25 protein-coding genes and 1 tRNA gene are annotated in these 23,975 nt (G+C 68.4%); 12 read left to right on the top strand and 14 right to left on the bottom strand.

Annotated elements, in window-relative coordinates; all coding sequences use genetic code 11:
• Nucleotides 1-134 precede the first annotated feature (134 nt).
• From DDE10_RS01620 to rplA, 6 genes are all read left to right on the top strand, one after another.
• The gene (locus DDE10_RS01620; protein WP_114950974.1) at nt 135-2,474 is read left to right on the top strand and encodes a putative bifunctional diguanylate cyclase/phosphodiesterase; all 2,340 of its coding nucleotides are present in this window, start codon (nt 135-137) and stop codon (nt 2,472-2,474) included.
• Between the two features lie 168 nt (nt 2,475-2,642).
• A tRNA-Trp gene (locus tag DDE10_RS01615) sits at nt 2,643-2,718 on the top strand.
• Between the two features lie 110 nt (nt 2,719-2,828).
• Nucleotides 2,829-3,026: a preprotein translocase subunit SecE gene (secE, locus tag DDE10_RS01610; RefSeq protein ID WP_114950973.1), complete on the top strand. Its 198-nt coding sequence runs from the start codon at nt 2,829-2,831 to the stop codon at nt 3,024-3,026.
• Between the two features lie 17 nt (nt 3,027-3,043).
• Entirely contained in the window at nt 3,044-3,583 is a 540-nt protein-coding gene (nusG, locus tag DDE10_RS01605; protein ID WP_114950972.1) for a transcription termination/antitermination protein NusG, read from the top strand.
• Between the two features lie 199 nt (nt 3,584-3,782).
• Nucleotides 3,783-4,214 carry a 50S ribosomal protein L11 gene (gene rplK, locus DDE10_RS01600; protein WP_114950971.1) on the top strand — a complete coding sequence of 144 codons (432 nt, stop codon included), beginning with the start codon at nt 3,783-3,785 and terminating at the stop codon, nt 4,212-4,214.
• A 4-nt stretch (nt 4,215-4,218) separates the two neighbouring features.
• On the top strand, nt 4,219-4,917 hold the full coding sequence (gene rplA, locus DDE10_RS01595; RefSeq protein ID WP_114950970.1) for a 50S ribosomal protein L1: 699 nt from the start codon (nt 4,219-4,221) through the stop codon (nt 4,915-4,917).
• Between the two features lie 114 nt (nt 4,918-5,031).
• On the opposite strand, the gene DDE10_RS01590 is transcribed toward rplA, so the two are convergent.
• Both DDE10_RS01590 and DDE10_RS01585 read right to left on the bottom strand, forming a co-directional pair.
• Nucleotides 5,032-5,442, bottom strand: coding sequence for a VOC family protein (locus DDE10_RS01590; RefSeq protein ID WP_284734373.1), 411 nt, complete (start codon nt 5,440-5,442; stop codon nt 5,032-5,034).
• A 45-nt stretch (nt 5,443-5,487) separates the two neighbouring features.
• Complete coding sequence (locus DDE10_RS01585) at nt 5,488-7,035, bottom strand: alpha-N-arabinofuranosidase (protein WP_284734372.1); 1,548 nt, start codon at nt 7,033-7,035, stop codon at nt 5,488-5,490.
• A 539-nt stretch (nt 7,036-7,574) separates the two neighbouring features.
• Here DDE10_RS01585 and rplJ point away from each other — a divergent pair.
• Both rplJ and rplL read left to right on the top strand, forming a co-directional pair.
• Nucleotides 7,575-8,090, top strand: a complete 516-nt coding sequence (gene rplJ / locus DDE10_RS01580; RefSeq protein ID WP_114950968.1) for a 50S ribosomal protein L10 — start codon at nt 7,575-7,577, stop codon at nt 8,088-8,090.
• Nucleotides 8,091-8,165: 75 nt separating this feature from the next.
• Nucleotides 8,166-8,543: a 50S ribosomal protein L7/L12 gene (gene rplL, locus DDE10_RS01575; RefSeq protein WP_114950967.1), complete on the top strand. Its 378-nt coding sequence runs from the start codon at nt 8,166-8,168 to the stop codon at nt 8,541-8,543.
• 88 nt (nt 8,544-8,631) lie between these two features.
• On the opposite strand, the gene DDE10_RS01570 is transcribed toward rplL, so the two are convergent.
• Nucleotides 8,632-9,723: a phosphatase PAP2 family protein gene (locus DDE10_RS01570; RefSeq protein WP_114950966.1), complete on the bottom strand. Its 1,092-nt coding sequence runs from the start codon at nt 9,721-9,723 to the stop codon at nt 8,632-8,634.
• A gap of 47 nt (nt 9,724-9,770) precedes the next feature.
• Nucleotides 9,771-11,225, bottom strand: a complete 1,455-nt coding sequence (locus tag DDE10_RS01565; protein WP_162806212.1) for a hypothetical protein — start codon at nt 11,223-11,225, stop codon at nt 9,771-9,773.
• A 149-nt stretch (nt 11,226-11,374) separates the two neighbouring features.
• On the opposite strand from DDE10_RS01565, the gene DDE10_RS01560 reads away from it, so the two are divergent.
• The gene (locus DDE10_RS01560) at nt 11,375-12,697 is read left to right on the top strand and encodes an MFS transporter (protein ID WP_114950964.1); all 1,323 of its coding nucleotides are present in this window, start codon (nt 11,375-11,377) and stop codon (nt 12,695-12,697) included.
• A gap of 14 nt (nt 12,698-12,711) precedes the next feature.
• Here the strand turns inward: DDE10_RS01560 and DDE10_RS01555 are convergent, their stop codons facing one another.
• Together DDE10_RS01555 and DDE10_RS01550 are read right to left on the bottom strand one after the other, a co-directional pair.
• The gene (locus DDE10_RS01555; protein WP_114950963.1) at nt 12,712-13,104 is read right to left on the bottom strand and encodes an endonuclease domain-containing protein; all 393 of its coding nucleotides are present in this window, start codon (nt 13,102-13,104) and stop codon (nt 12,712-12,714) included.
• A gap of 70 nt (nt 13,105-13,174) precedes the next feature.
• Complete coding sequence (locus tag DDE10_RS01550) at nt 13,175-14,383, bottom strand: hypothetical protein (protein ID WP_284734371.1); 1,209 nt, start codon at nt 14,381-14,383, stop codon at nt 13,175-13,177.
• Between the two features lie 128 nt (nt 14,384-14,511).
• Here DDE10_RS01550 and DDE10_RS01545 point away from each other — a divergent pair, with 128 nt between their 5' ends.
• A complete protein-coding gene (locus DDE10_RS01545) occupies nt 14,512-15,645 on the top strand; it encodes a cobalamin-independent methionine synthase II family protein (protein WP_114950962.1) in 1,134 nt (377 codons plus the stop codon).
• 33 nt (nt 15,646-15,678) lie between these two features.
• Here DDE10_RS01545 and DDE10_RS01540 read toward each other — a convergent pair whose 3' ends face one another.
• The gene (locus DDE10_RS01540) at nt 15,679-16,575 is read right to left on the bottom strand and encodes an AraC family transcriptional regulator (protein ID WP_114951671.1); all 897 of its coding nucleotides are present in this window, start codon (nt 16,573-16,575) and stop codon (nt 15,679-15,681) included.
• A 144-nt stretch (nt 16,576-16,719) separates the two neighbouring features.
• On the opposite strand from DDE10_RS01540, the gene DDE10_RS01535 reads away from it, so the two are divergent.
• Complete coding sequence (locus DDE10_RS01535) at nt 16,720-17,445, top strand: SDR family oxidoreductase (RefSeq protein ID WP_114950961.1); 726 nt, start codon at nt 16,720-16,722, stop codon at nt 17,443-17,445.
• A gap of 54 nt (nt 17,446-17,499) precedes the next feature.
• Here the strand turns inward: DDE10_RS01535 and DDE10_RS01530 are convergent, their stop codons facing one another.
• Nucleotides 17,500-18,261, bottom strand: coding sequence for an NRDE family protein (locus tag DDE10_RS01530; RefSeq protein ID WP_114950960.1), 762 nt, complete (start codon nt 18,259-18,261; stop codon nt 17,500-17,502).
• Nucleotides 18,262-18,489: 228 nt separating this feature from the next.
• On the opposite strand from DDE10_RS01530, the gene DDE10_RS01525 reads away from it, so the two are divergent.
• The gene (locus tag DDE10_RS01525) at nt 18,490-18,663 is read left to right on the top strand and encodes a DUF1328 domain-containing protein (RefSeq protein WP_114950959.1); all 174 of its coding nucleotides are present in this window, start codon (nt 18,490-18,492) and stop codon (nt 18,661-18,663) included.
• A gap of 63 nt (nt 18,664-18,726) precedes the next feature.
• Here the strand turns inward: DDE10_RS01525 and DDE10_RS01520 are convergent, their stop codons facing one another.
• The 6 genes from DDE10_RS01520 to DDE10_RS01495 form a co-directional block, all read right to left on the bottom strand.
• Complete coding sequence (locus DDE10_RS01520) at nt 18,727-19,671, bottom strand: fumarylacetoacetate hydrolase family protein (RefSeq protein ID WP_114950958.1); 945 nt, start codon at nt 19,669-19,671, stop codon at nt 18,727-18,729.
• A gap of 14 nt (nt 19,672-19,685) precedes the next feature.
• On the bottom strand, nt 19,686-20,255 hold the full coding sequence (locus DDE10_RS01515; protein ID WP_114950957.1) for a cupin domain-containing protein: 570 nt from the start codon (nt 20,253-20,255) through the stop codon (nt 19,686-19,688).
• Between the two features lie 63 nt (nt 20,256-20,318).
• Nucleotides 20,319-20,777: a hypothetical protein gene (locus DDE10_RS01510; RefSeq protein WP_114950956.1), complete on the bottom strand. Its 459-nt coding sequence runs from the start codon at nt 20,775-20,777 to the stop codon at nt 20,319-20,321.
• Entirely contained in the window at nt 20,774-21,931 is a 1,158-nt protein-coding gene (locus tag DDE10_RS01505; RefSeq protein WP_114950955.1) for an alpha/beta hydrolase family protein, read from the bottom strand. The genes DDE10_RS01510 and DDE10_RS01505 overlap by 4 nt, the downstream gene beginning before the upstream one ends.
• Before the next feature lie 3 nt (nt 21,932-21,934).
• On the bottom strand, nt 21,935-22,837 hold the full coding sequence (locus DDE10_RS01500) for a VOC family protein (RefSeq protein WP_114950954.1): 903 nt from the start codon (nt 22,835-22,837) through the stop codon (nt 21,935-21,937).
• Nucleotides 22,838-22,857: 20 nt separating this feature from the next.
• On the bottom strand, nt 22,858-23,973 hold the full coding sequence (locus tag DDE10_RS01495; protein WP_114950953.1) for an FAD-dependent oxidoreductase: 1,116 nt from the start codon (nt 23,971-23,973) through the stop codon (nt 22,858-22,860).
• Nucleotides 23,974-23,975: the final 2 nt, after the last annotated feature.

Here is a 23,975-nt window from a genome sequence, read left to right as displayed (position 1 = left end):
GCCGCTGATACCGGTAACAAGCGACAGGAATCAGCCACTTTCGCCTGTGCCGCGGAAAAGCGGCTAACGCTTCCCTAACGCTTTGCCGGTAAGGATGCCGCTCGGGGGACCGGGGGCGACCCCCTGAGGGGATCATGACGGCCAGGAACCTGCCCAAACTCGACTGGAGGGTCGTCTTCAACCGCGCCGCGCCGCCGGGCAGCCGCGGCTGGGGCCGGGTGCGGGCGGCGCAACTCGTCGAGATGAGCCGGGCGATGGAGATCGCCGCCTGGGGCCAGACCCTCAACGCGCTCATCATCGCCTATATGATGATCGGGCGCGCTCCGGGCCATCATATCGCCCTCTGGCTGGCCGGTCTCATCCTGCTCATGCACCACATCTCGCGCACGCGCTCGCGCCTGCGCCGGCGCCCGATCCACTCGATCCCGCGCAAGACGCTGAACGTCGCCGCCTATCACAGCGTCCTGTTCGGCTTCGTCTGGGGCTTCCCCGCCCGCTATTTCTTCGAGTTCGCCAGCCACAGCCAGCAGCTCGGCATCTGCGTCATCACCGCGACGATGATGGCTGGCGCCGCCTTCATCTTCGCGCCCGTCCCCGCCGCCGCCGCGCCCTACGTGCTCGTCATGGGCGCCGCCGCCACGCGGATGCTGATGACCTCGGATTCGCTCCTCGTCACCGCGATCGGTCCGATCTACACCGCCGTGATGCTGTTCATGGTGATGGTGAACGGCCGCGCTTTCATCCAGCGCAAATGCCTCGATCTCGCGCTCGAGGAGCGCCAGGAAGCGGTGAGCCTGCTGCTGCGCGAATATGAGAGCAGCGACGCCGACTGGCTGTGGCAGACCAATGCCAAGCTCGCCTTCCAGAACGCGTCCGCGCGCTTCGCCCGCGCCGTCGGCCGGGACGTCGAGGCACTTGAAGGCAGCTCGCTGGCCGAACTCCTGAAATCGGTGCCGAGGACGGACCAGAATCTGCGGCGGACCCTCGCCGCCGCGGAGGCGGCGATCGCGCGCCGCCAGCCGATCACCGATCTGGTGCTGCCGGTGCCTTGCGGCGACGAGCTGCGCAGCATCGAGCTGTCGGCGCGGCCGGTGTTCAGCAAGAGCGGCCGCTTCACCGGCTATCGCGGCGTCGGGGCTGACGTCACCGAGGCTCGGCGGGCCGCCGACCGGATCGCGCACATGGCCCGCCATGACGCCCTGACCGGTCTGCCCAACCGGCTGCAGTTGCTCGACAATCTCGAATCGGCGCTCGCCGCGGCGCAAGCCGGCGGGGAGCAATGCGCGGTGCTGCTGATCGATCTCGACCGGTTCAAGTCGATCAACGATTCCCTCGGCCACGTCGCCGGCGACCACCTCCTCCAGCAGGTGGCGCAATGCTTCGAGACGGTGATCTCGGACGAGATGACCGCCGGGCGCCTCGGCGGCGACGAGTTCGCGCTCGTCGTGCCCATCGTCGAGAGCCGTGGCGAGCTCGAGCAGCTCTGCCTCGCTTTGGTCGGCGCGCTGCAGGGCCCATTCCTCTATCGCGAGCAAAGGCTGTTCGTCGGCGCCAGCATCGGCGTCGCCATCGGACCGGACGACGGCGACAGCGTCGAGGAGCTGGTGCGAAGCGCCGACCTCGCCCTCTACCGGGCCAAGGACGGCGCCGGCAACGACATCAGCTTCTTCGACGCCTCCTTCCAGGCACGGGCCGAAGAGCGTCGCCGGATCGAGCTGGCGCTGCACGGCGCCGTCGATGCCGGCGAGTTCAGCCTGCACTTCCAGCCGGTGGTCGAGGCGGGCAGTTTGGGAATCCACAGCTTTGAGGCGCTGCTGCGGTGGAACAATCCCGAACTCGGTCAGATCTCCCCGGCCAAGTTCATTCCGATCGCCGAGGAAACCGGCATGCTCGGCCGCATCGGCGAATGGGTGCTGCGCACGGCCTGCCTCGAAGCGGCGAGCTGGCCCGCGGAGATCTCGGTGGCGGTCAACGTCTCGCCCCGCCAATTGCGCGACCCGGGCTTCATCGTCACCCTCGTCTCCGCGCTGACCCAGGCGCGCCTTGAGCCGAAGCGCCTCGAGCTGGAGGTGACCGAGACGGTCTTCCTCGAATTGAGCGACGCCACCCAGAAGATGCTTCAGCAGATCCAGAGCCTCGGGGTCGGCCTGGCGATGGACGATTTCGGCACCGGCTATTCCTCCCTGGGCTATCTGCGCAAGGCGAAGTTCGACAGCCTCAAGATCGACCGCAGCTTCGTCCAGGCGATGTCGGCGACCGACCCCGAGAGCACCGCCATCATCCGGGCGGTCGTCGCCCTCGCCGGCAGCCTCGGCATGAAGACGGTGGCGGAGGGCGTCGCCACCGACGAGCAGCTCGAGCTCGTCCGCACCCTTGGATGCGACCGGGTCCAGGGCTATATCTTCTCCAGGCCCGTCTCGGCTTCCTCGGCGAGGGCGATGCTGGGCCGGAACCGGAAACGGGCGGCGGCCTGAACTCATGTCCTCGCAGGGGCATGCGCCGGAGGGAATGGGGCAGCCTGGCTCGCCTCGCCACCCTGCGGAAACGGCCGCCTTTCGGCCTCTTTCGCGAGGGAGGGGACGGAGGTTTTCGGCCTTGCGCTGTCACAGGCGCACGGCTAAGGACCCCCCACTCTGGCTCTTAGGAGTGTAGCTCAGCTGGTAGAGCATCGGTCTCCAAAACCGAGGGCCGGGGGTTCGAGTCCCTCCACTCCTGCCATTCCCGCCTGATCGGCACGGCCGGCTTCGGAGGGATGGCAAGGCCACGGCGGCACCGGAGACGGCAGCCGCTTGCGGCCTTATTCGCGTTGATTTCAAGAGGTTGAGAACGTGGCGAGAGTCAGTCCAGGCGAGTTCCTGAACCAGGTCAAGGTCGAGGCCGCGAAGATCGTCTGGCCGAGCCGCAAGGAAACCACGATGACCGCCTTGATGGTGGTGATCATGACCGCGCTGCTCGCCTTGTTCTTCTTCGGGGTCGACACGGCGTTCAGCTCGATCGTCCAGGCGCTGCTCGGCCTGCTCAGCTAGGGGTTGCAAGAACAGGCATGTCACGCTGGTACATCATCCACGCTTATTCGGGCTTCGAGAACAAGGTTCGCGACGCGATCATGGCCGAGGCGACCCGCCTCGGGCTCGATCGGCTGGTCGAGGCCGTCGAGGTTCCCACCGAGAAGGTGACCGAGGTCCGCCGAGGCAAGAAGGTGACCTCGGACCGCAAGTTCTTCCCCGGCTACGTTCTCGCCAAGCTGCAGATGAACGACGACGTCTATCACCTGGTCAAGAACACGCCCAAGGTGACCGGCTTCCTCGGCTCGAGCGGCAAGCCTCAGCCCATCTCCGACACGGAGGCGGCGCGCATCCTCAACACCAAGGACGAGGCGGCCGCGGCGGCGCCGAAGACCAAGGTCAGCGTCGACTATGAGATCGGCGACAACGTCAAGGTCCTCGACGGCCCGTTCGCGAGCTTCAACGGCATCGTCGAGGAGCTCGATTTCGACCGCGGCCGGGTCAAGGTGTCGGTGTCGATCTTCGGCCGCGCGACGCCCGTCGAGCTCGAGTTCGAGCAGGTCGAACGCGTGAAGTGATCTAGCCGTCATCCCGGCCAAAGCCGGGATCTCGCTTCTTCTCCAAGGGAAGGGAGATTCCAGCTGCCGCTGGCATGACGACGAAGGAGTTTCCGGCCAAAGCTGGAAAAACCCCGCCGAGACACCATCTCGGCGGACCATCGCGGGAGGCGGCCTTCGGGCCTCCGTCTGGACCGCTAAACTTGAAAGAGAGTGAGCAATGGCGAAGAAGATAACGGGCTATATCAAGCTCCAGGTGCCTGCGGGCGCCGCCAATCCGTCGCCGCCGATCGGCCCGGCTCTGGGTCAGCGCGGCGTCAACATCATGGAATTCTGCAAGTCGTTCAACGCGGCGACCGGCGAGCTCGAGAAGGGTATGCCGATCCCGACGGTGATCACCGTCTATGCGGACCGCAGCTTCTCGTTCGAGACCAAGACTCCGCCGGCCACCTTCCTCCTGAAGAAGGCCGCGAAGATCCAGTCGGGCGCGAAGGAGCCGGGCAAGCAGACGATCGGCCGCGTCACCCGCGCTCAGCTGCGCGAGATCGCCGAAGTCAAGATGAAGGACCTGAACGCCAACGACATCGACGCCGCGGCGAAGATCATCGAAGGCTCCGCCCGCGCGATGGGCCTCGAAGTGGTGGAGGGCTGATCCGATGGGGAAGCTGAGCAAGAAGCAGAAGAAGCTGGCCGAGGCGGTCGACACCCAGAAGCTCTACGCCGTCGACGAGGCGATCGAGACGCTGAAGGCCAACGCCACCGCCAAGTTCGACGAGACGATCGAGGTCGCCTTGAACCTGGGCGTCGATCCGCGTCACGCCGACCAGATGGTCCGCGGCGTCGTCACCCTGCCCGCGGGCACCGGCAAGACGGTGCGCGTCGCGGTGTTCGCGCGCGGCGACAAGGCCGAGGAGGCGAAGAATGCCGGCGCGGACGTGATCGGCGCCGAGGACCTGATGGAGACCATCCAGGGCGGCACGATCGACTTCGACCGCGTCATCGCGACGCCCGACATGATGGGCATCGTCGGCCGGCTCGGCAAGGTGCTCGGTCCCAAGGGCCTGATGCCGAACCCGAAGCTCGGCACGGTCACGCCGAACGTCGCCGAGGCGGTCAAGGCCGCCAAGGGCGGCCAGGTCGAGTTCCGCGTCGAGAAGGCGGGCATCATCCATTCCGGCATCGGCAAGGCGAGCTTCTCGAACGAGGATCTGCGCCGCAACTACGACGCCTTCGTCGACGCGATCGTCAAGGCCAAGCCCTCGGGCGCCAAGGGCAAGTACGTCAAGAAGATCGCCCTGAGCTCGACCATGGGCCCCGGTCTCAAGATCGACGCAGGCGACGCGGCGAGCGCCTGATCCTTTCGACGGGCAGAACAAGCAGAAGGGGCCGGGTCATTCCGGCCCCTTTTTCTTTGGGTGTGCCTGAAGGCAGGGGCGATGAAGAGGGGCAATGGCGAAGCGCGCAGCGGATCAGTGATGCGGCGGATCATCCTCGCGCGCCGGTCGGCCAATCCGGACGAGCACGCCGTCAGGATCGCCGACCGCGAATTCGTAGGTGCCCCACGGCTTGCGATGGGGCGCGCCCTCTTCGACGATGATGTCCCGGACGCGATCGGCAACGGCATCGACATCATCGCAGAACAGGAAAAGGCCGTGCGAGTTGCGCTCCGGTATCACCCAGCCGGCCTCGGCGGGGCGCAATATGATCTGCCAGCCCTTGCCGTCCGCCATGATTCGGAAGCCCGCGTCTCCGGCGACCACGGATAATCCCAGGCGCTCGTAGAAGGCTTGGGACGTCTCGATGTCGTTGCACGGCAGAATCGGGGTGACCTGGTACTGCGTCATCGCCGAACGATGCCAGAGCCGCGGCTCCAGCGCCATGGCTTCGGAACGCCCTCGCCCGCCGCTCCCCGGAGGTTTGGATAGTCAGCCGACGCGCAGCACCACCACCGACTTGGCCGGCAGCCGCACCTCGAGCCGCTCGCCGAGCCAGCGCGCCCCGTTGAAGGGCACCGGCCGCACCGTCTCCGGCGCGCCGAAGCTGTTAACCGAATCCATCCGCTCGGCGGTCAGCAGCCGCCCGGAGAGCGCCGCCTGCCCTCGCCCGGCCAGCGCCAGCGACACGATGGCCTCCTCGTCCGGATCGACGTTGACCAGGGCGACGTGCACCGCTCCTGCCGCGTCGCGCGCGGCGGTGACCTCCACGGCGGGCTGGCTGACGTCGCCGACGACATAGTCCGGGCTGGTCACCTGCGCGGGCAGCGCCTGCGCGCCCTGGAAGGGCGTGAACATCTCGAAGGCGTGGTAGGTCGGGGTCAGCACCATTCGCTCGCCCCTGGTGTGGATCATCGCCTGGAGCACGTTCACCATCTGGGCGATGTTCGCCATCCGCACCCGATCGGCATGGCGGTGGAAGATGGCGAAGTTGAGCGCGGCGATCAGCGCGTCGCGCAGGCTGTTCTCCTGCTGCAGGAAGGCGCTGTTGGTGCCCGGCGTCGGATCGTACCACGATCCCCATTCGGCGACGATGAGGGCGAGCCGGTTCTCCGCATCGTGGCGGTCCATGACCGCGTCATGGCCGACGATCAGCTCTTCCATGCGGCGGGTGCGCTGGAACGTCTGCGCCCACGCCGCCTCGTCGAACCCGACCGCCGCGCCCTTCGTCGTCCAGTCGCCGGTCGGCAGCGTATATTGATGAAGCGACACCGCGTCGAAGCCGCGCGGATCGCGCACCAGCGCCTCGGTCCAGCCGTGATCGTCGCCGGTCGCGCCGCCGGCAATGATGCGCGGCCCCCCTTCCTCGCGCAGGAAGGTCGCGAACCGCCGGGCGAGCGGCGCGAACTCGGCGGCGGTGAGATTGCCGCCGCAGCCCCACATCTCGTTGCCGATGCCGATATAGTCGACCCGCCACGGCCGCTCGCGGCCATGGGCGCGCCGCAGCTGGGCAAGAGTCGATCCGCTCGGCGAGGTCACATATTCGAGCCACTCGCGCGCCTCGCCGGCCGTGCCGGTGCCGACATTGACGTTGAGATAGGTCTTCGCCCCGATCAGCTCGGCGAAGTCGAAGAATTCGTGCGTGCCGAACCGGTTTCGCTCCTCGGCATTGCCCCACCATTTGTTGAGCGTGACCGGCCGCCGGTCGCGCGGTCCGATGCCGTCGCGCCAGCGATAGATGTCGGCGAAGCAGCCGCCCGGCCAGCGCACCACCGGCACCTTGAGGCGCCGCAGCGCCTCGACGACGTCGCGGCGGAAGCCCCGGATATTGGGGATGGACGAATCCTCGCCGACCCAGATGCCGTCCTCGATGCCGGTGCCGAGATGCTCGGCGAACTGGCCGTATATCTCGGGCGCGATCCGAACCCCTTCGGCCCGCGCGTCGATGCTGGCGCTGGCGCGGATCTCGGCCTGGGCCGGCGCCGCCACCCAGGCGAGCGCGGCCGCCACCGCCCACGCCATTCCGAATCGTCCAGCCATCGCTCCCCTCCATATTGTTATCGCTAACATTGCTATCTGCTCCTCTGCCGGGAGCCAAGGCTCGGTTGCCTGATGCGGGATATCGCGCGCGGAGGCGCTGAGGCGCGAGGGACAATCAAAAGACCGGCGCGCCTCTCTTCTTCGCGAGCGGCGAAGAAGCGCGGCCTTCCCCGCGGCTCCGCGTCTCCGCGAATCCTGAAGCCGGGCCCAGGGACATTGACTTTCCTGGGCAAGTCCTTAGATGCGCGGCTTCGCTCGCCGGCGCTGCCGGCAAGCACCGTCCGAGACAGCGGGTGCCCCTCGGGGCTTAATCTCCCGCCTAGACGGGGAAAAGATTTCCGGGCGGCCGTGCAACGGCGCATTCGGATGACTGCCGCGAGTCCTTGGGCTCGGGCCGCTTTCTCCCCTTCGGACCTTTCGGCGCGCGGGTTTCCGCGCGCCTGCCCTCCGAAAGCGGGGGTCTTCGTGCGTCCGGCGGATCGTCCGCCGGGCGAAATCGGTCCCGGCGACGCGTTCGCCGGAACCTTGAGGGAGTTAGCATGGATCGAGCTCAGAAGAGAGAGCAGGTCGCTGAACTCAAGCAGACTTTCTCTGAGACCGAGGTCGTGGTCGTCACCCGCAATCTCGGCCTGACGGTGGCGCAGTCCACCGTGCTCAGGAATCGGATGCGCGACGCCGGCGCCCGCTACAAGGTCACCAAGAACACGCTCGCTCTCATCGCCGTCGAAGGGACGCGCTACGCGCCGATCAGCGACATGCTGACCGGCCCGACCGCGCTTGCCACCTCGTCCGATCCCGTCTCGGCCGCCAAGGCCGCGGTGGACTTCGCCAAGACCAACGATCGTCTCGAGATCGTCGGCGGGGCGATGGGCGACACCCTGCTCGACGCGAATGGAGTGAGGGCGCTCGCCGAGCTTCCGTCGCTCGACGAACTGCGCGCCAGGATCGTGGGCCTCATCCAGGCACCCGCGACCAAGGTCGCCCAGATCGTCCAGGCGCCGGCGGCCCAGCTCGCCCGCGTGATGCAGGCCTATGCCGACAAGGAAAACGCCTGACCGACCTTGGTCCCGGCAAGCGCCGGGGCTTCAACCGAATGAACTGGGGCACATGCCCCTTAGTGGAGACTGAAAATGGCAGACATCAATGCGCTTGTTGATCAGCTTTCCGAGCTGACCGTTCTCGAAGCCGCCGATCTCGCGAAGGCGCTCGAGGAGAAGTGGGGCGTTTCCGCCGCTGCGGCCGTTGCCGCGGCTCCGGCCGGCGGCGGCGCCGCGGCCGGCCCGGCCGAGGAAGAGAAGACCGAGTTCGACGTCATCCTCACCGGCGATGGCGGCAAGAAGATCAACGTGATCAAGGAAGTCCGCGCGATCACCTCGCTCGGCCTCGGCGAAGCCAAGGCCCTGGTCGAGGGCGCGCCGAAGGCGATCAAGGAAGGCATCTCCAAGGCCGAGGCCGAGGAGATCAAGAAGAAGATCGAGGAAGCCGGCGGCACCGTCGAGCTGCGCTAATCGGCCACTGGATCGTCTCCGGACGAACTTTGTCGATCTTACGAGAGGGGCGGCCTGCGGGTCGCCCCTTTTCATTCGGCCGTCCGGCTCAGGCCGGAAGCGGCGCCGGCCGGAGCGTCCGCCGCTCGGCGGCCGGTATCAGGCGGTCGACGATCCGGCCGCTGGCGATCCAGATCAGCACCGCGCCCGCGATCCCGGCGGCGCCGTCCACGGCATAATGCCAGTTGAGATAGACCGAGCCGATCCAGATGAGCGCTGCGTAGAAGGTCATCGCCACCCCGAGGCCGCGATGGGCGCGGAAGCTGGCGAGCGCGAACAAGGCGGCGATCGCATTGTGCACCGACGGGACGGCCGAGATGCCGGCGCCCACCACCAGCACCGGCGAGTCGAGGTTCTGCAGCAGATAGGCCTGATTGCCGAGCGAGGTCAGATAGACTTGGCCGCCGCCAGCCGCCTCCAGTCCCGATTGCACGCTGCGGAAAGGCGCGGCGCCGGCCGGATCGACCAGGACCTCGTAGAAGGCCGGGCCCGCCGCCGGAACCAGGAAGGCGCAGACTGCACCGAGCAGGATCCAGACGGCGGCATAAGCGAGCATGTACTGGCCGCGGGTGCGCGTTCCCGCGCACAGCCCGACGAAGCAGAGGCCCAGGGTCGTCGGCATGAACCAGCTGTGATAGATGGCGTCGAAGAAGAAGGTGACGCCCGGCGATCCGATCGCAGCGTGGAGCCATGCCCCGGGATCGGTGCCGAGCAACGCCCGGTCCAGCGCCGCGAGCTGCGGATCGAAATGGAAGCCGGCGGCGGGCAGGATGCGCTGCTTGTAGGCGTTGAAGGCGGGGAGCAGCAGCAGGAACAGCGCCACCGGCCAGGCGAGCGAGAATAGTCGATCCTCGCGCCAGCGCTTCGCCAGCGCCGCGCGCACCGCCGCCGCGGGGCTCGCCTGCCAGCGGCTGCCGATCCCGGCGCGCGCCAGTTCGAGCAGGGCGAAGCATATCACCGCGCCGATCGCGATCATCGCGGCGAAGCTGATGAAGGTACCGGTCAGCCTGGCATATTCGATCGGGGCGACCCGGCCGTCCACGGTCACGAAGACGGCGAAGGGTAGGACCAAGGCGAAGCAGGCGGCGGCGCAGGCGCGCTCGCCGGCCGCGATTCCCGTCATCCGGCCGCGCCCGCTCATGCTCTTCTCTTAGACGGCGCGGCTTGCCGGGAGGTAAAGGCGCGGCCTTATTCCGCCGCGACCGCGCCGCGGACGTGGATCACCGCCCATGGGTCGGCATGGATGCGGCGCCAGCCCCGCTCGCCGTCGAGCCGCACGACCAGCGGCGCTCCCGGCTCGAGCATCGTCCAGCCTATGTCCCAGCGGGCGACGGCGCGGCGGAAGGCGGCGAGATCCCCGTTCACGATCGCCTGGTGCTCGACCAGGAAGGCGTCGCCATACATGTCGGCGCGGCCGTCTATATAGGGGCGGATCCCGGCGAGGATGAGCGGACCGCCGAAGCCGTAGCTGTTGAGCACCGGCCGCCGCCGAAGCTCGGCGGGCACCGCGGCGATTGCTTCGAGCGGGTTGGACGCGCTGCTGGCCCGCTCGAGCGGCGCGGCGAGGCGGCCCGCCGCGATCGCGGCAAGACCGGCGGCGAAAAGGACCAGCAGCCACGGCGGCGCCGGCCTGGGCCGCCGCCCCTCGCCTTCCTCGCCCTCGCCGGATCGGGCGAAGGGCTCCGCCAGGACGAGCACGGCGACGATCGCCAGCACCGACTGGTGACGGACATGCTGCAGAGCCAGCCAGACGAGCAGCAGGAGCAGGACGAGCCGCAGCGGCCGCACCCGCACCCGCCGCACCACCAGCACGAGCAGGGTCCCGGCGAGCACGGCGAGGAAGAGGAGGTCCTCGGAAAAGCTGACCGGTCGCCACTCGCGGATCAGCGGCAGCGATTCCATGCCGCTGACCTGGATCGGGAAGAGCAGGCCTTCGAGTCCGTGCGGCGTCGCGATCGCGGCGAGCAGGGAGGCCGAAGCGAACAGCGCCCAGCCGATCAGGGCGCGGCGGCGATCGGCCGTGCGGACCAAGGCCTCCAGCCCGAACCAGGCGAGCAGGACCAGCCCGAACACGAAGCTGCCGTGCAGGTTCGCCCAGACGAGCATGATCAGGGCGGCGGCCAGGCCCGGCGCCCGCCCGGCGTCGCGCGCGCGGAGCAGCACCACCAGCCAGCCGGCGAGCAAGGGCCAGGCGAGGACGTGCGGACGCGCCAGGATCGACGGCGTCAGCACGATGAACAGGAGGATCAACGCCGCGACCATCTGCGGCATGGCCAGCCGCCGGCGAAGCTCGAGCCCGACGATGAGGAACAAGGCGATGACGGCAGCCGCGTTGAGCAAAGCGAGGCCGGCCCAGCCGCCGAGGCTCAGGGCCCCGGCCATCAGCACTTCCGCCAGCCATTCGTGCGCGGTCCAGGGGGCGCCGGCGAAGGTGAAGGAGAAGGGGTCCGCCTGCGGCACCGCGCCGCTGTCGAGGATCAGCGCTCCGGCGGCGAGGTGCCAGCTGGTATCGCCGTCGTTGAACGGCGCGCGCGAGAAAGCGAGGAAGCCGAACAAGGCGAGGCAAAGGCCGAGCAGCGCGATCAGGCCCGCGGGCAGTCCGCTCCGCACCTTTCCCCTCGCCGCCGTCTCGGCTCCAGCCACGTCTCTCCCCTTCCCCGCTCAGACTGGTCCGGCGGCGGCCGTTTGGCAACCGGAACGAACGTCACGGCGGTCCCGCCATTGCCAACCGTAAGCTGCGCCTACAATATCCGACCGCGACCGGTTCAACGCCGGCGCCGGAGGGGACGGACATGCCAGCACCGGAAGCGACGCCGCCCTTCGCCCCCGCCCGCCCTTTCGAGCGGTTCGCCAGCCGCTCGCCGGTCTGGGCGCTGATCCTGCTTACCGCGATCAGCACCTGCGGCTTCATCGACCGGATCATCATGAACGTGCTGGTCCAGCCGATAAAGGCGGAGTTCGCGCTTACCGATACGGAGGTGGGCCTCGTCGCCGGGCTCGCCTTCGCCATCCTCTATGTCCTCCTTGGGATCTGGGTGGCGCGGATCGCCGAGCGGCGGCGGCGCCTCACCCTGATCGGCATCGGCACCTTCCTGTGGTCGCTGGCCACTGCCGCCTGCGCCTTCGCGACCAGCTTTCTCACCCTCGCACTCGCACGGGTTGGGGTCGGCGTCGGCGAGGCGGTCGGGCTCCCCGCCGGCCAGTCGGTGGTCTCCGACTATTTTCCGAAGGAGAAGCGGACCAGCGCGTTGGCGGTGCTGTTGCTCGCGCCGCCGCTCGGCGCCTTCATCGGTTCGGCCGGCGGCGCCACCATCGCCCAGCTCTACGGCTGGCGCATGGCCTTCCTCATCGCCGCAATTCCGGGCCTGCTTCTCTCGGCTCTCGTCCTCTTCACCGTCGCCGAACCGCCGCGCGGCCAGCACGACCGGCTCGGCGCCGATGCCGACACGGTGCCGCCGCTCGCCGCGGTCGTCGCGCGGATGTGGCGGCGCCACGCCTTCCGTCACCTGCTCGCCGGTTCGACCGTCGCGTCCCTCGTCGGCTTCGGCCTCAACGCCTTTCTCGCCGCCTTCCTGTTCCGCCGCTTCGGCTTCTCCGTCGCCGAAGCCGGGGTGATTGCCGGCCTCATCGCCAGCGCCCCTGCCACGATCGGCGTGCTCGGCTCGGGCTGGCTGACGGACCGCATCGCCCGGCGCGACGCGCGCGCCTACGGCTTGCTTCCGGGCGTCTCGCTGCTGCTGGCGGCGCCGATCTACGCCCTCGCCGTCACCCGCGAGACGCCGGCGGCGGCGATCGCCTTGCTCGCCGTCGCCGCCTTCGTCCAATATACCTATCTCGCTCCAGCCCAGGGCGTGTTCCAGAACCTCATGCACCCGCGCATGCGCGCGACCTCCACCGCTATCGTCCAGATGATCTACGCCCTGATCGGCGGCGGGCTCGGCCCGCTCCTGGTCGGCGCCCTCAGCGACGCCTTCGCCCCCGATTCGACCCCGGCCGGCTCCAGCGCCGGCCTCGTCGCCGCGATGGCGGTCACCACCGCCGGCTACCTCTGGGCCGCCCTCCACTTCCTCCGCGCCACCAAACGCATCCGCGAGGAACTGGAGCTGCCGCTGTAGCCCACTCGTCCGTGCTACTTCCTCCCCGGCCTTTGCCGGGGAGGGGGACCGGCGGAGCCGGTGGAGGGGGTGCGCGAAGCGCACACTTCCAAGATCCGTAGCGAGACGCCTTCGATGTTCGTCATGATCTCCGCGGCAGGGAAACGGAGCGTTAGGATCCGCTTTTCCGCCATCCAGTCATCCCGCCTTTGATCGCGAGCAGGATTGTCGCCCATGTCATGTGAGCAGCCGTCCACCTCGATCACCACCCCCGCCGATCGACAATAGAAATCGGCGAAATAGGGCCCGAGGGGCCGCTGTCGGCGGAACTTGAACCCGCCGGGGCGGCTACGCAGATGCTGCCAAAGAATGACTTCGGGCGGGCTCATACTCCGCCGAAACTGTCGCGCTCGCTCGATCTTGTTCATCGCGCCCGAAGTACCCCTCCACCAAGCTACGCTTGGTCCCCCTCCCCGGTAAAGACCGGGGAGGATTTAGTTACAGGGCGTCCCTTTTCCGCGAGATCACATAGCTTTCGTCGTTGAACCACAGGCCGCGATGGCGCTGCAGCACCTCGCGCGTCGCCTCGAGATAGTCGCTGCCCTTCATCGCCGCCTCGAGCCTCTGGTCCTCGATCTGGGCGACATAGGCGGCGTCGTTCCAGGCCGCGAACAGGGTCGAGGTGCCGATCGTCGACGAGACCTCCTGTATCTCGTTCGGCAGCGCGTGCATGTCGTAGCGGAAGATCGAGCGGGCGTCGGAATAAGCGTTGAAATTATAGTCGCGCGCGGCCCGGCCGAGTTCGTCCCTGGTGGCGGCGAGGAGGTCGCGGCGGCGCGTCTGGAACGGGTCCTCGTCCGGCCAGATCCGGCGGATGATCTCGAGGCCGGGGTCCTGGCCATAGGAATGGATCCCGATCAGCCGCCCGCCCGGCCGCAGCGCCTGCGCCAGCGGAGCCACGACCTTCTTGGCCTTGAATGCGGTCGAGGCGCGGGCGCGATAGGGCTGGGAGGCGATGACCAGGTCGAAATCCGCTTGCGCCGCGCCGCGCCGGGGAATGACCGAATCGAGCAGGAAGCGCTGGTCCTCGCGATAGAGGATGAGGACGACCGGCTTCTCGTAGACCGGATTGCCGCTTTTCGCGCTGATCCGCGCCCGCCAGTCCTGGGCGAGGAAGGGCTGCAGCTCGGTCACCTGCTCCTCGAAGTCGGCCGAGGTGGTGCCCCTCAACGGCACCTCCTTCCACACCATGCTGCTCGCCGCGGCGACCGAATGCGTGTTCAGCCACGGCGCCTCGGCATAATAGAGATTGGTGAGGACGAGCACGGTCGCCGGATGCTCGAAGAAGCGGTCGGGCATCTTCTCGAGCGTGAGGCGGATGTCCTCGAGGCTGATCTCCTTGGCGACGATGTAATGCGGCATCCAGGTGAAGCGCTTGTGCATCATCCGCATCACCCGGCTGAGCACGGTGCCGTCGCCGACGCCGGCATCGAACAGCCGCACCGCCGGCGGCCGCGGGTGGATGGACGACAGCTCAAGATTGACCCGGCTCGCGACCACCCACTTCTCCGAGCAGGTGTTCACGAACATCAGATATTTCTGACGATTGTCGAAGAAGCGGAAATTCTGGTCGGGCGGGAGTTCGCCCGCACCCGGGCGCGGGCGCGCCGGCTTGTGATCGGACCTGGCGGACGACAGCGTCTCCATTCGCCTTGCTCCTCTCCCGCCGTTCCGGGCCTCACTTCGCTATACGAAGTTGACTTCGCATATCGAACTTCTAGCCTGATGGCCAGAGGACAGCCTGCCCCTTAGGCTGAGCTCGAGCGAGAGCGGACATGGCGATGACGAACAGCGACGGATTCCTCACCACCCATACCGGCAGCCTCCCCCGCCCCGAGCGGCTGATGCGGATGATGTTCGCGCGCGAGGAAGATGTCCCGGTCGAGGCCGAGGCGCTCGACCGGGCGGTGGCCGAGGCGGTCGCCTTGATGGTCGATCGCCAGGTCGCCGCCGGCATTGCGATCGTCGGCGACGGCGAGATGTCGAAGCCGAGCTACGCCACCTACATCAAGGACCGGCTCGACGGCTTCGGCGGCGAGAGCGGCAGCTACAGCTTCCAGGATCTCGACGATTTTCCCGGTACACGGGCAAAGGTGTTCGGCGATGCCGGCCGCGCCCGCCGGCGCGCGCCTGCCTGCACCGGCCCGATCTCGGTTCGCGACATGGAGGCGCCCCGGCTGGACGCCGAGCGCCTGGTCGCCGCCGCCGCCGGCCGGCCGACCTTCATGAGCGCGGCCTCGCCCGGCGTCACCGCCCTCTTCTTCCGCAACGAATATTATCCCGATCACGAATCCTATCTGTTCGCGCTCGCCGACGGCCTCCGGCACGAATATGAGACGATCGCGGCGGCCGGCATCACGCTCCAGATCGACTGTCCCGACCTCGCCATGGGCCGGCACGTCCAATATGCCCATCTCGACCTCGCCGGGTTTCGAACCGCGATCGGCCTCCACGTCGCCGCGCTCAACCATGCGGTGGCGAACATCCCTGCCGATCGGTTGCGCATGCACCTGTGCTGGGGCAATTATCCGGGGCCCCATCATTGCGACGTGCCGCTCGCCGACATCATCGACATCGTCTGGACCGCGAAGCCGTCTGCAATCCTGTTCGAGGCCGCCAATCCCCGCCACGCCCACGAGCATGCTCTGTTTGAGGCGGTGAAGGTGCCCGAGGACAAGATCCTCGTCCCCGGGCTGATCGAGCCCCAATCCACCTATATCGAGCATCCCGAGCTCATCGCCCAGCGCCTCTCCCGATACGCGAACCTGGTCGGCCGCGAGCGCGTCATCGCCGGCGTCGATTGCGGCTTCTCCATCCATGTCGGCAGCGGCGGCCTCGATCCGGAGGTGGTGTGGGCGAAGCTCGCCGCCCTGGCCGAGGGTGCCGCGATCGCCAGCCGCCGCTTTTGATCCGTCAGCGCCAGACGGATCGGATCGTGCCGCTCACACCGCGCCCACATAATCCTCCCCCGCCTGCAGACGCTCGATGTCGCGCCGCGGCGGCGCGCCGAACAGGCGGCGATATTCGCGGCTGAACTGCGACGGGCTGTCATAGCCGACGGCGAAGCCAGCCGATCCGGCATTGGCGCCGCCGGCCAGCATCAGCCGCCGCGCCTCCTGGAGGCGCAGCTGCTTCTGATATTCGAGCGGCGTCATCCTCGTCACCGCCTTGAAATGCGCATGCAGCGAGGAAGCGCTCATCCCCGCGGCCGCGGCGACTTCGTCGATGCGCAGCGCGTCGCGAAAGCGGCTGCGGATCCAGGCGATGGCGCGGGCGACCCGGGCGAGGCGGCTGTCCGCCGCCGCCATATGCCGCAGCATCGCCCCGTGCGGCCCGTCGAGCAGCCGGTAGAGGATCTCGCGCTCGATCAAAGGTGCCAGCGCGGCGATGCTCTCCGGCCGGTCGAGCAGCTTGACCAGCCGGCAGACCGCATCGACCAGGTCGGGATCGCCCGGATAGACCGCCAGCGCCGGCAGGTCCGCCGGTCGCGGCTTTCGGCCCTCGGCGATGACCAGGTCGGCCAGCGCCGCCAGGTCGAGATCGACCTTGCAGCATAGATAGGGCTCGCTCGGGCTCGCCTCGATCACATGCCCGACCAGCGGCAGGTCGACGGACACCAGCAGATAGCGCGAGGCGTCGTAGACGAGGCTGTGGTCGCCGATCGATACGCGCTTGGAGCCCTGGGCGATCAGGCAAAGCGAGGCTTCGTAGACGGCGGGCACCGGCACGGTGGGATGATCGGATCGGACCAGCCATAGCCGGCTCATCCGGGTTCCGCTTACCCCTGGATCAGGTGCGTGGCGCCGGATGAGCGCGGCAAGTTGGGAGAGGCTTTCCATGCTCTTGCTTCTCACGCCGCCGAGCAATTCCGCAAGCTTGGCCCGCGCGAATTGGAGGATCGTGCAAGCAATCCGGCCGATCGCTCTAACGCTTCCCGCTCCTTGGGAGGCATTTCGGGGTCACCCCGAACGAAAGGAGTGACCATGACTGGAATCACCGACAGGATCGTACTCGTCACCGGTGCCTCGAGCGGCATCGGCGAAGCGACCGTCCGCGAGCTCGCCGCGGCCGGCGCACGGCTGTTCATCGGCGCCCGCCGGACCGAGCGGCTCCAGGCGCTGGCGGAGGAGCTGGGCGAGAAGGTCGCCTGGCACGCGCTCGACGTCGCCGACCCCGCCAGCTTCGATGCCTTTGCCGCGGCCGCCGAGGCCCGGTTCGGCCGCGTCGATGCGCTGGTCAACAATGCCGGGATCATGCCCTTGTCGCCGCTCGCCGCCCTGAAACGCGACGAGTGGAAGCGGATGATCGACGTCAACATCCACGGCGTCCTCAACGGCATCGCCGCCTTGCTGCCGCGCTTCCTCGCTCGGCGCTCGGGCCACTTCGTCAACGTCGCCTCGGTCGGCGCCCACATCGTGCTGCCGACGGCGGCGGTCTATTGCGGCACCAAATTTGCGGTCTGGGCGATCACCGAGGGCTTGCGCCAGGAGCATGACGAGATTCGCGCGACGATCATCTCGCCCGGCGTCGTCGATACGGAGCTCGGCCACGACATCACCGATCCGGACGTGGCGGCCGGCCTCCAGCAATGGCGCAAGAAGGCGCTGACTCCCGACGCCATCGCCCGCGCCATCCGCTTCGCCCTCGAGCAGCCGGACGGCGTCGACGTCAACGAGATCATCGTCCGCCCGACCGCCGCGGACATGTGAGCCAAGGTGCCCCTCCCTGCGGGAGGGGCATCGCCGGCGGCCGGCGCGAACGGCCTAGCCGGCCCAGGAGAAGTCCAGCGCCGTCTCCCCCACCGTCTCTCCAGCGGCGTCGAAGCGGCGCTCGACGATCGTCCCCCGGCCCTCCGTGTCCACCGCCACGACGGTGCTGCACCTTGTCCCGTAGACGGGGTGGCGGATGAAGATCGGCGACTGGGCCGGCTCGAAGGGCGCATCCGACGGCACCGCCGAAGCGATCCCGACATCCGGCAGTCTCTCTTCGCCAAGGCCCTCGAGCAGAGCTTCCGGGCCTGCGGCGCCGCCGACGATCCAGTCGAGCAGGATCGCCTTCAGCCGCAAGGTCTTCGGCCAGGGCTCGTCGAGCGCACCGTTGGACAGACCGTAAATCCCCGGCGCCAGCCGGCTGCGGAGGGTTTCGGGCCGGTTGGAGAGGAAGCGCGCCTCGCCGGCATCGGCGAAGATCAGGTTGAACGGGTTGAACGTGGAAAGGTCCGCCCGGTCGGGATCGGCAAACCGGCCCTCTCCGGCCAGAAGGTCGGTGACGAGGGCGCCGCGCGAGGAGCGGCCTGGCTCCGGCGTGCCGAAGCCGCGCAAGTTGGTGACGACGGCGAACCATCCTAGCTCGGACACGCCCATCCATGTCCCGCCCGACTGCCGGTCGCGTCCGGCGATCAGACGGTCCGGCCGCGCCCAGCGTGCCAGCGGGTCGGCCGGCCTGGCATGAAGCTCGTCGCGATTGCCGGCCGCAACCAGCCGCCAGCGGGGATGTGCGCACCATGCGAAGGCCAAGACACACATGGCCCGTCTATCGCCGCCCCTGGGCCGGCTTGGCAAGCGGCCCGCCGCCGCAGGAACGTCGTCCGCCCCCGAACCCGATATCTGAACCAAGGCCGCTCCGCCTCGTTGGCACGAAATGGAAGAAGACAGGCTCGAGTTTCATGGGCAGCGCGGCCGGGATCATCGTCTCGAAGCTTGCCTGGTCACTGGCCTCTTGATGCCGATCTTGCTGAACGGGAGGACTGGAAAATGCTGAAATGGGCCGTGATCTTCGCTGTTATTGCCCTGGTTCTGGCGGTGCTTGGCTTTGGCGGCCTCGCCGGGGCCTTCATCGACATCGCCAAGATCCTGTTCTGGCTGGCGGTGATCATCGCCGTGATCATGTTCGCGCTCGGCTTCATCGCCTATCGAAAGGTGACCTGAGGCTTGGCGAGGCCCGCGGCGCTCGCCGACGGCGTTTCGCCGCCGCGCGGACGGCAGCGCGCCTCAGCCCCCGACCACCCGCTGGTCGATGACGCCGAAAAGCGATCGGCCGTCGCGAGTCCTGGCCTCCATCCGCACCCGGTCGCCGAAGCGCATGAAGCCGGTTCGCGCTTCGCCGCTGTCGACGATCTCGATGCCGCGCCGCTCGGCGATGCAGGATGAGCCGACGTCCCGGAAATTGGCATTCGAGACGGTGCCGGAGCCGATCACCGTTCCCGCGACGAGGGCGCGGGTGCGGGCGGCGCGGGCGACCAGCTCGTGGAAGCCATATTGCATCGGCGCGCCATTGGCGGCGCCGAAGCGCTCGCCGTTCCAGTCGACGTGAAGGTCCAGGCAGACCCGCCCGTCGCGCCACTGCTCGCCCAGCTCGTCCGGCGTCACCGCGAACGGCGCCATGCTGCAATGGGGCTTGGCCCAGACCCAGCCGAAGCCGGTTCGCATCTCCGGACCGGCGAGCGCGCGCAGCGACCAGTCGTTGATCTGCACGATGAGCTTGAGGTGCCCCATCGCCGCCTCGGCGGACGTGCCCATCGGCACGGCATCGACAATCACGCCGAACTCGCCCTCGAAGTCGATGCCGAGATCCTCGGACGGAAAAGGCACGTCGTCGTTCGGGCCGTAGAAGCGGTCCGACGCGCCCTGATACATCAAGGGGAAGTCGATCTTCGGCTTCTCTATGCCGAACACCTTGTCCATGAGGTCGCCATGCGCCGGATAGGCGCTGGCATCGAGCCACTGCCAGGCGCGCGGCAGCGGCGCCGCCAGCCGCCGCGGGTCGAGCGCGTCTGGAAAGTCGCCGATCCGCGACAGCTCCGGCGCCACGGAATCCCAGCGCTCGATCGCCTGCTGCAGCGTCGCGACCGGCGCCGGCGCGTAGCGGTCGTGAGACGGCGAGACGAGGATCAGCCGCCCGTCCGGCGTTCCGTCCTTGAGCGTCGCCAGGATCATCGCACCTTTTCCCCTTACTTCCTCAGCGCTTCGTCATATTCGCCGTCGATCAGGATGAAGGCGATCCGGCAGTTCCGGTCGGAGCGGTTGGCCCAGCCATGGTTGGTGCCGCGCTGCACGACGATGTCGCCGGCCCGCACCACTGTCTCGCCCTCGTCCATGATGAGGACGAGCTCGCCTTCGAGCACGATGCCATAGTCGATCGTCTCGGTGCGGTGCATGTGGGCATGGCGCGAGCCTTCGCCGCTGTGCGAGGCGGCCCCGGCGGCCCCGACTTCGGCGAAATGGGCGCGTGCCTGCTCGGCCGTCGTCTCCGCCAGGCCGGGATCGTCGGGCGGGATGTCGAGCACGCGGATGCGGGTGCCGTTCTTCGGCGGGGCGAGCCTGATCCCCTCCTCGGCCGGCTCGCCCGACGCGGCGTCGATCGGCGCCGGCGTGGCGCGCGTGTTCCAGACCTCGTGGAACACCGGCCCGCTCTCGCCGCCGATACGCTGGACCCGCGGCACCGGCCCGTCCTCCTGGATGATCGCCCGGCCCGCCGGATCGTGCCCCGTGATCACGCGGCGGACTTTTCTCGTTTCCATGTCATTCTCCCGTGAACACTGCCGATCCTCCCCTTGCAGGGGAGGATCTCGTTACATCCTCTTTCAGCCCAGCATCCGCCGCAGACTGAGCGCGGTCACGGCGGCGCCCAGCGCGCCGCCGTAGATCAGCTTGATCGCCAAGGCGGGCGACCACCCCATCATCACGCCCCCGGATATCCACGCCGCCGCCGCCCAGAAGACGCCCCCAACCATCAGGGCAAGAAGCGCATGCGCCAGCGAACGGGCCATCACCGACCCCGCCGAAGGCACGCGACGCGTCCGCCCCAGCCTGCGCCGCGCCAGCAGCCCGGGCACCAGGGTCGCCATAAGCCCGATCGCGAAGCTCTGCGGCAGGAAATCCATGACATAGCCGCCCACGCCCCAGACCGCGACCGCCTGCCAGGCGTCGAACGCGAGCAGGAAGAAGGCGAGGCTGAGGACGGCATTGATCGCGCCGCTGACCAACGCCTCCCGGCCGATCCGCAGGTCGGTCGGCGGCGGGCTGCCGGCCAGCGCGCTCACGCCGTGCGGCCGCCCAGCGTCTCGGCGAACCAGTCGGCGATATAGTCGCGGCCGAACGCCATGTTGTCGGCGCCGACATGCTCGACCCCGCCTTCGCGTTCGGTGAAGATCTTGAGCTCGCGCCGCGGCGCGTTGACCAGCTGCTCGTAGGCCTGATGCGCATAGTCGACGCTGATCTGGCGATCGCTGGCGCCGTGGGTGACCAGGAACGGCACCTTGATCCGGTCCATGTGCCCGTTGAGGTTCATGTCGGCGCTCTTGCGCTGGAAATCCGCCATATCGCTCGCGCCGAACACCCACATCACATGGTTCCAGTAATGCGGCACCGGATTCTCGCCTTCGCGCCTGAGCCTCTTCTGCTGCACTTCGGCCCAATTGTGGTTCGCGCCCCAGCAGGCGCCGCTGGCGAAGCGGGGCTCGTAGGCGACCGCCCGCGGCGCGAAATGCCCGCCCAGCGAGATGCCGGTCATCCCGATTCGCGCGGCATCGGCTTCCGGCCGCCCTTCAAGCCAGTCGATCGCCTTCGACGCCCAGAGCTCGCTATGGGGGATCGCCGGCAGTCCCTGCAGCCGGAGCGCCTCCCCGGTGCCGGGCTGGTCGACGCAGAGCGTGGAGATGCCCCGCCGCGCCAGCGCCTCCGGCAGCCGCGACCAGAAGAGCAGCTCCTTGCAGCTGTCGAGGCCATTGCAATAGACCACGACCGGGTGCGGCCCTTCCCCCGCCGCCCGCGTGTAGAGCGCCGGCATCGTCCCCTGGTCGAGCGGGATCTCCACGCGCTCGCGATTGATCCGGCCGAGCCCGGTCGACCGATCGAACGCCTCGCGCGCCCGCTTGTAGGTTTCCGGCCGGCCGGGGTGCCCGTGCCCCTGCATCCGCTCGGCGACGAGCGTGTAGAGGGCGGCGCGCTCGAGCTTGTCCGACGCGGAGAAGGCGCGTCCCTGCGCCTCGTCCTCGTCCGCCAGCGCGATCAGCCTGTCCGCCATCGCCACCCATTGCGCCATGAACTGGGGCGTGCCGGCATCGGCGCCACTGTCCGCCGCATCCTTGATCGGCCGGCACATGTCGATGATCTCGCCGATCTGCGCGCCGCTCTCCATCGCGATCGCGACGGACAGGTTCCAGATATAGTTCGGAAAATACTCGAACAGGGCCACGCGTCAGATCCCCGCCGGCCGGAACAGGCAGGGATCGGCCTCGGGCTTGGGCATGGTCTGCGGCCCGCCCGTGCCCACGCCCCATTGGTCCATCACCAAGGGCGCCGGCTCGTACACCCGGTCCTGGTGATGCTCGAAATCGACCTCCTCCAGCTCAGCGGTATATTCGACGGCGAAGCCATTGGGCGTGCAGAAATAGCTGAACGTATTGTTGCCGGCGGTGTGCCGGCCCGGTCCCCAGCGCAGGTCGGTGCCGCTCTTCCGCAACCGGTTGGCGCCGCGCATCATGTCGTCGACCGTCAGCATGTCGTAGGCGACATGGTTGAGGCAGGGCGGCCCGGGCAGCAGGGCGATCCGGTGATGCGCCGAGTTGCACCTCAGGAAGCACATGAAGTCGCCGAGCCAGTCGGACACCCGGAAGCCCAGCACGTCGGTGAAGAACTTCACCATCGCCTTGTGGTCGGGCGAATGCAGAACGATGTGGCTGATCTTGACCGGCATGCCCTCCCAGCGCGCCATCGCCCTCTTGTCGAGCGGCGCTACGTCGGCCGAGACCTCGAACGGCAGGCCGTCGGGCGAGAAGAAGCGGAAGCCGTAGCCCCCGCCCGGCGACGTCAGGTCCCGGGGGGCGTGGACGATGGTGCATGCCGCTTCGGCAACGCGCCGATGCAGCGTCTCGACATCCTCCCGGCTGTCGGCGGCGAGCGCGATCACCTCGATGCAGTTGGTCCCGCTCGCATGCAGCCGCAGGACATGATGCTCGTCATGGCCGTGCGTCTTGAACCAGGCGAGGCCCTCTTCGGCGGCGACCTCGACCAGGCCCCAGTCGTCGGCGTAGAATTTCCGCTCCGCGTCGAAATTCTCGACGCCGTAGCCGACATAGCGGATTTCGGTCACTCGGCTCATCACATTTCCTTCGGCTACGGTCAGATCGGCTGGGCGGTGACCTGGAACATCTCCGCGGTCGCTCTGGCATTGTCGACCGGCGGCCCCTGGCCGAGCTGGCCGCGGCAGATCGCCAGCGAATTCTCGACGATGTAGCGGCAGCGCTCGAAGCGGCGGCCGCGATAGGCGGCGAAGGCCTGCGCCGGTGTCTCCCCGGTCGAGATTTCCTCGGCGAGCACGATCGAATCCTCGATCGCCATGCCGGCGCCCTGGCCGAGATGCGGCGTCGTCGCGTGCACCGCGTCGCCGAGCAGGACGATGCGTCCCGAATGCCAGGGGCCGTCCAGCATCAGCGTCTCGAGCGGCCGGTAGACGACGCCCTCGTCGTCGGTGATCGATTGCGCGAGCTCGCGGATGGCGGGAGCGGCGGCGGCCAGCCGCGCGCGCATCCGCGCCGCCAGGCCCTCGCGCGGATGACGCGGATTGCCCGGCTCCGGCGTGGTCACGTACATGTACATGAGCTCGCGGCTCATCGGCACCAGGCCGATCCCGGTCGGGCCGTTATAGACGTGGAGCGCGTCGAGATCGGCCGGCCGCGGGAGATTGTAGCGCCACACCGCCTGGCCGGTATATTCCGGCTGCGGCGCGTCCGGCAGGATCAGAGCGCGGGTCTGCGAATAGACGCCGTCGGCGCCGACGACGAGGTCGAAGCGCTCCTGGCTGCCGTCGGAGAAGGTGACGCCGACGCCCTCCCCGTCATCGGCGATCTCCACGGCGGTGATTCCCAGCCGCACCTCGGCGCCGGACGCCCGCGTCCGGTCGCCCAGCACCTTGTGCAGCGCCGGTCGGGCGATGCCGACATTGGCGGGATAGCCTTCGGTGAGGCGCGGCGATGGAACCAGGGCGACCTGGGTCCCGTCCGGCGCGTGCACCGCGACCTTGTCGAAGCCGACCGCGGCGGCGAGATACTCGTCGAGCAGGCCGAGCTGCTTCATCGCCCGGATGACATTGGCCTGCTGGATGATGCCGACGCCGTAGACCGACCAGTCCGGGTCCTTCTCGATCACGATGACGCGGTGGCCGTGCCGGCGCAGCGCGATCGCGGCGGTGAGGCCGCCGATGCCGCCGCCGACGACGAGGATGTGGAGTTCGCGCACGG

Source organism: Sphingosinicella terrae (genome assembly GCF_003347635.1).
Taxonomy (GTDB): domain Bacteria; phylum Pseudomonadota; class Alphaproteobacteria; order Sphingomonadales; family Sphingomonadaceae; genus Allosphingosinicella; species Allosphingosinicella terrae.
The sequence above is the reverse complement of the archived record's forward strand: the minus strand, read 5'-3'. Positions and strand labels throughout refer to the sequence as shown.

Excerpts from the sequence above, each read along its gene's own strand:
- DDE10_RS01620 (WP_114950974.1), top strand. The coding sequence starts at position 135 with ATGACGGCCAGGAACCTGCCCAAACTCGACTGGAGGGTCGTCTTCAAC.
- nusG (WP_114950972.1), top strand. The coding sequence starts at position 3,044 with ATGTCACGCTGGTACATCATCCACGCTTATTCGGGCTTCGAGAACAAG.
- rplK (WP_114950971.1), top strand. The coding sequence starts at position 3,783 with ATGGCGAAGAAGATAACGGGCTATATCAAGCTCCAGGTGCCTGCGGGC.
- rplA (WP_114950970.1), top strand. The coding sequence starts at position 4,219 with ATGGGGAAGCTGAGCAAGAAGCAGAAGAAGCTGGCCGAGGCGGTCGAC.
- DDE10_RS01590 (WP_284734373.1), bottom strand. The coding sequence starts at position 5,442 with ATGGCGCTGGAGCCGCGGCTCTGGCATCGTTCGGCGATGACGCAGTAC.
- DDE10_RS01585 (WP_284734372.1), bottom strand. The coding sequence starts at position 7,035 with ATGGCTGGACGATTCGGAATGGCGTGGGCGGTGGCGGCCGCGCTCGCC.
- rplJ (WP_114950968.1), top strand. The coding sequence starts at position 7,575 with ATGGATCGAGCTCAGAAGAGAGAGCAGGTCGCTGAACTCAAGCAGACT.
- rplL (WP_114950967.1), top strand. The coding sequence starts at position 8,166 with ATGGCAGACATCAATGCGCTTGTTGATCAGCTTTCCGAGCTGACCGTT.
- DDE10_RS01570 (WP_114950966.1), bottom strand. The coding sequence starts at position 9,723 with ATGAGCGGGCGCGGCCGGATGACGGGAATCGCGGCCGGCGAGCGCGCC.
- DDE10_RS01560 (WP_114950964.1), top strand. The coding sequence starts at position 11,375 with ATGCCAGCACCGGAAGCGACGCCGCCCTTCGCCCCCGCCCGCCCTTTC.
- DDE10_RS01555 (WP_114950963.1), bottom strand. The coding sequence starts at position 13,104 with ATGAACAAGATCGAGCGAGCGCGACAGTTTCGGCGGAGTATGAGCCCG.
- DDE10_RS01550 (WP_284734371.1), bottom strand. The coding sequence starts at position 14,383 with ATGGAGACGCTGTCGTCCGCCAGGTCCGATCACAAGCCGGCGCGCCCG.
- DDE10_RS01545 (WP_114950962.1), top strand. The coding sequence starts at position 14,512 with ATGGCGATGACGAACAGCGACGGATTCCTCACCACCCATACCGGCAGC.
- DDE10_RS01540 (WP_114951671.1), bottom strand. The coding sequence starts at position 16,575 with ATGGAAAGCCTCTCCCAACTTGCCGCGCTCATCCGGCGCCACGCACCT.
- DDE10_RS01535 (WP_114950961.1), top strand. The coding sequence starts at position 16,720 with ATGACTGGAATCACCGACAGGATCGTACTCGTCACCGGTGCCTCGAGC.
- DDE10_RS01530 (WP_114950960.1), bottom strand. The coding sequence starts at position 18,261 with ATGTGTGTCTTGGCCTTCGCATGGTGCGCACATCCCCGCTGGCGGCTG.
- DDE10_RS01525 (WP_114950959.1), top strand. The coding sequence starts at position 18,490 with ATGCTGAAATGGGCCGTGATCTTCGCTGTTATTGCCCTGGTTCTGGCG.
- DDE10_RS01520 (WP_114950958.1), bottom strand. The coding sequence starts at position 19,671 with ATGATCCTGGCGACGCTCAAGGACGGAACGCCGGACGGGCGGCTGATC.
- DDE10_RS01515 (WP_114950957.1), bottom strand. The coding sequence starts at position 20,255 with ATGGAAACGAGAAAAGTCCGCCGCGTGATCACGGGGCACGATCCGGCG.
- DDE10_RS01500 (WP_114950954.1), bottom strand. The coding sequence starts at position 22,837 with ATGAGCCGAGTGACCGAAATCCGCTATGTCGGCTACGGCGTCGAGAAT.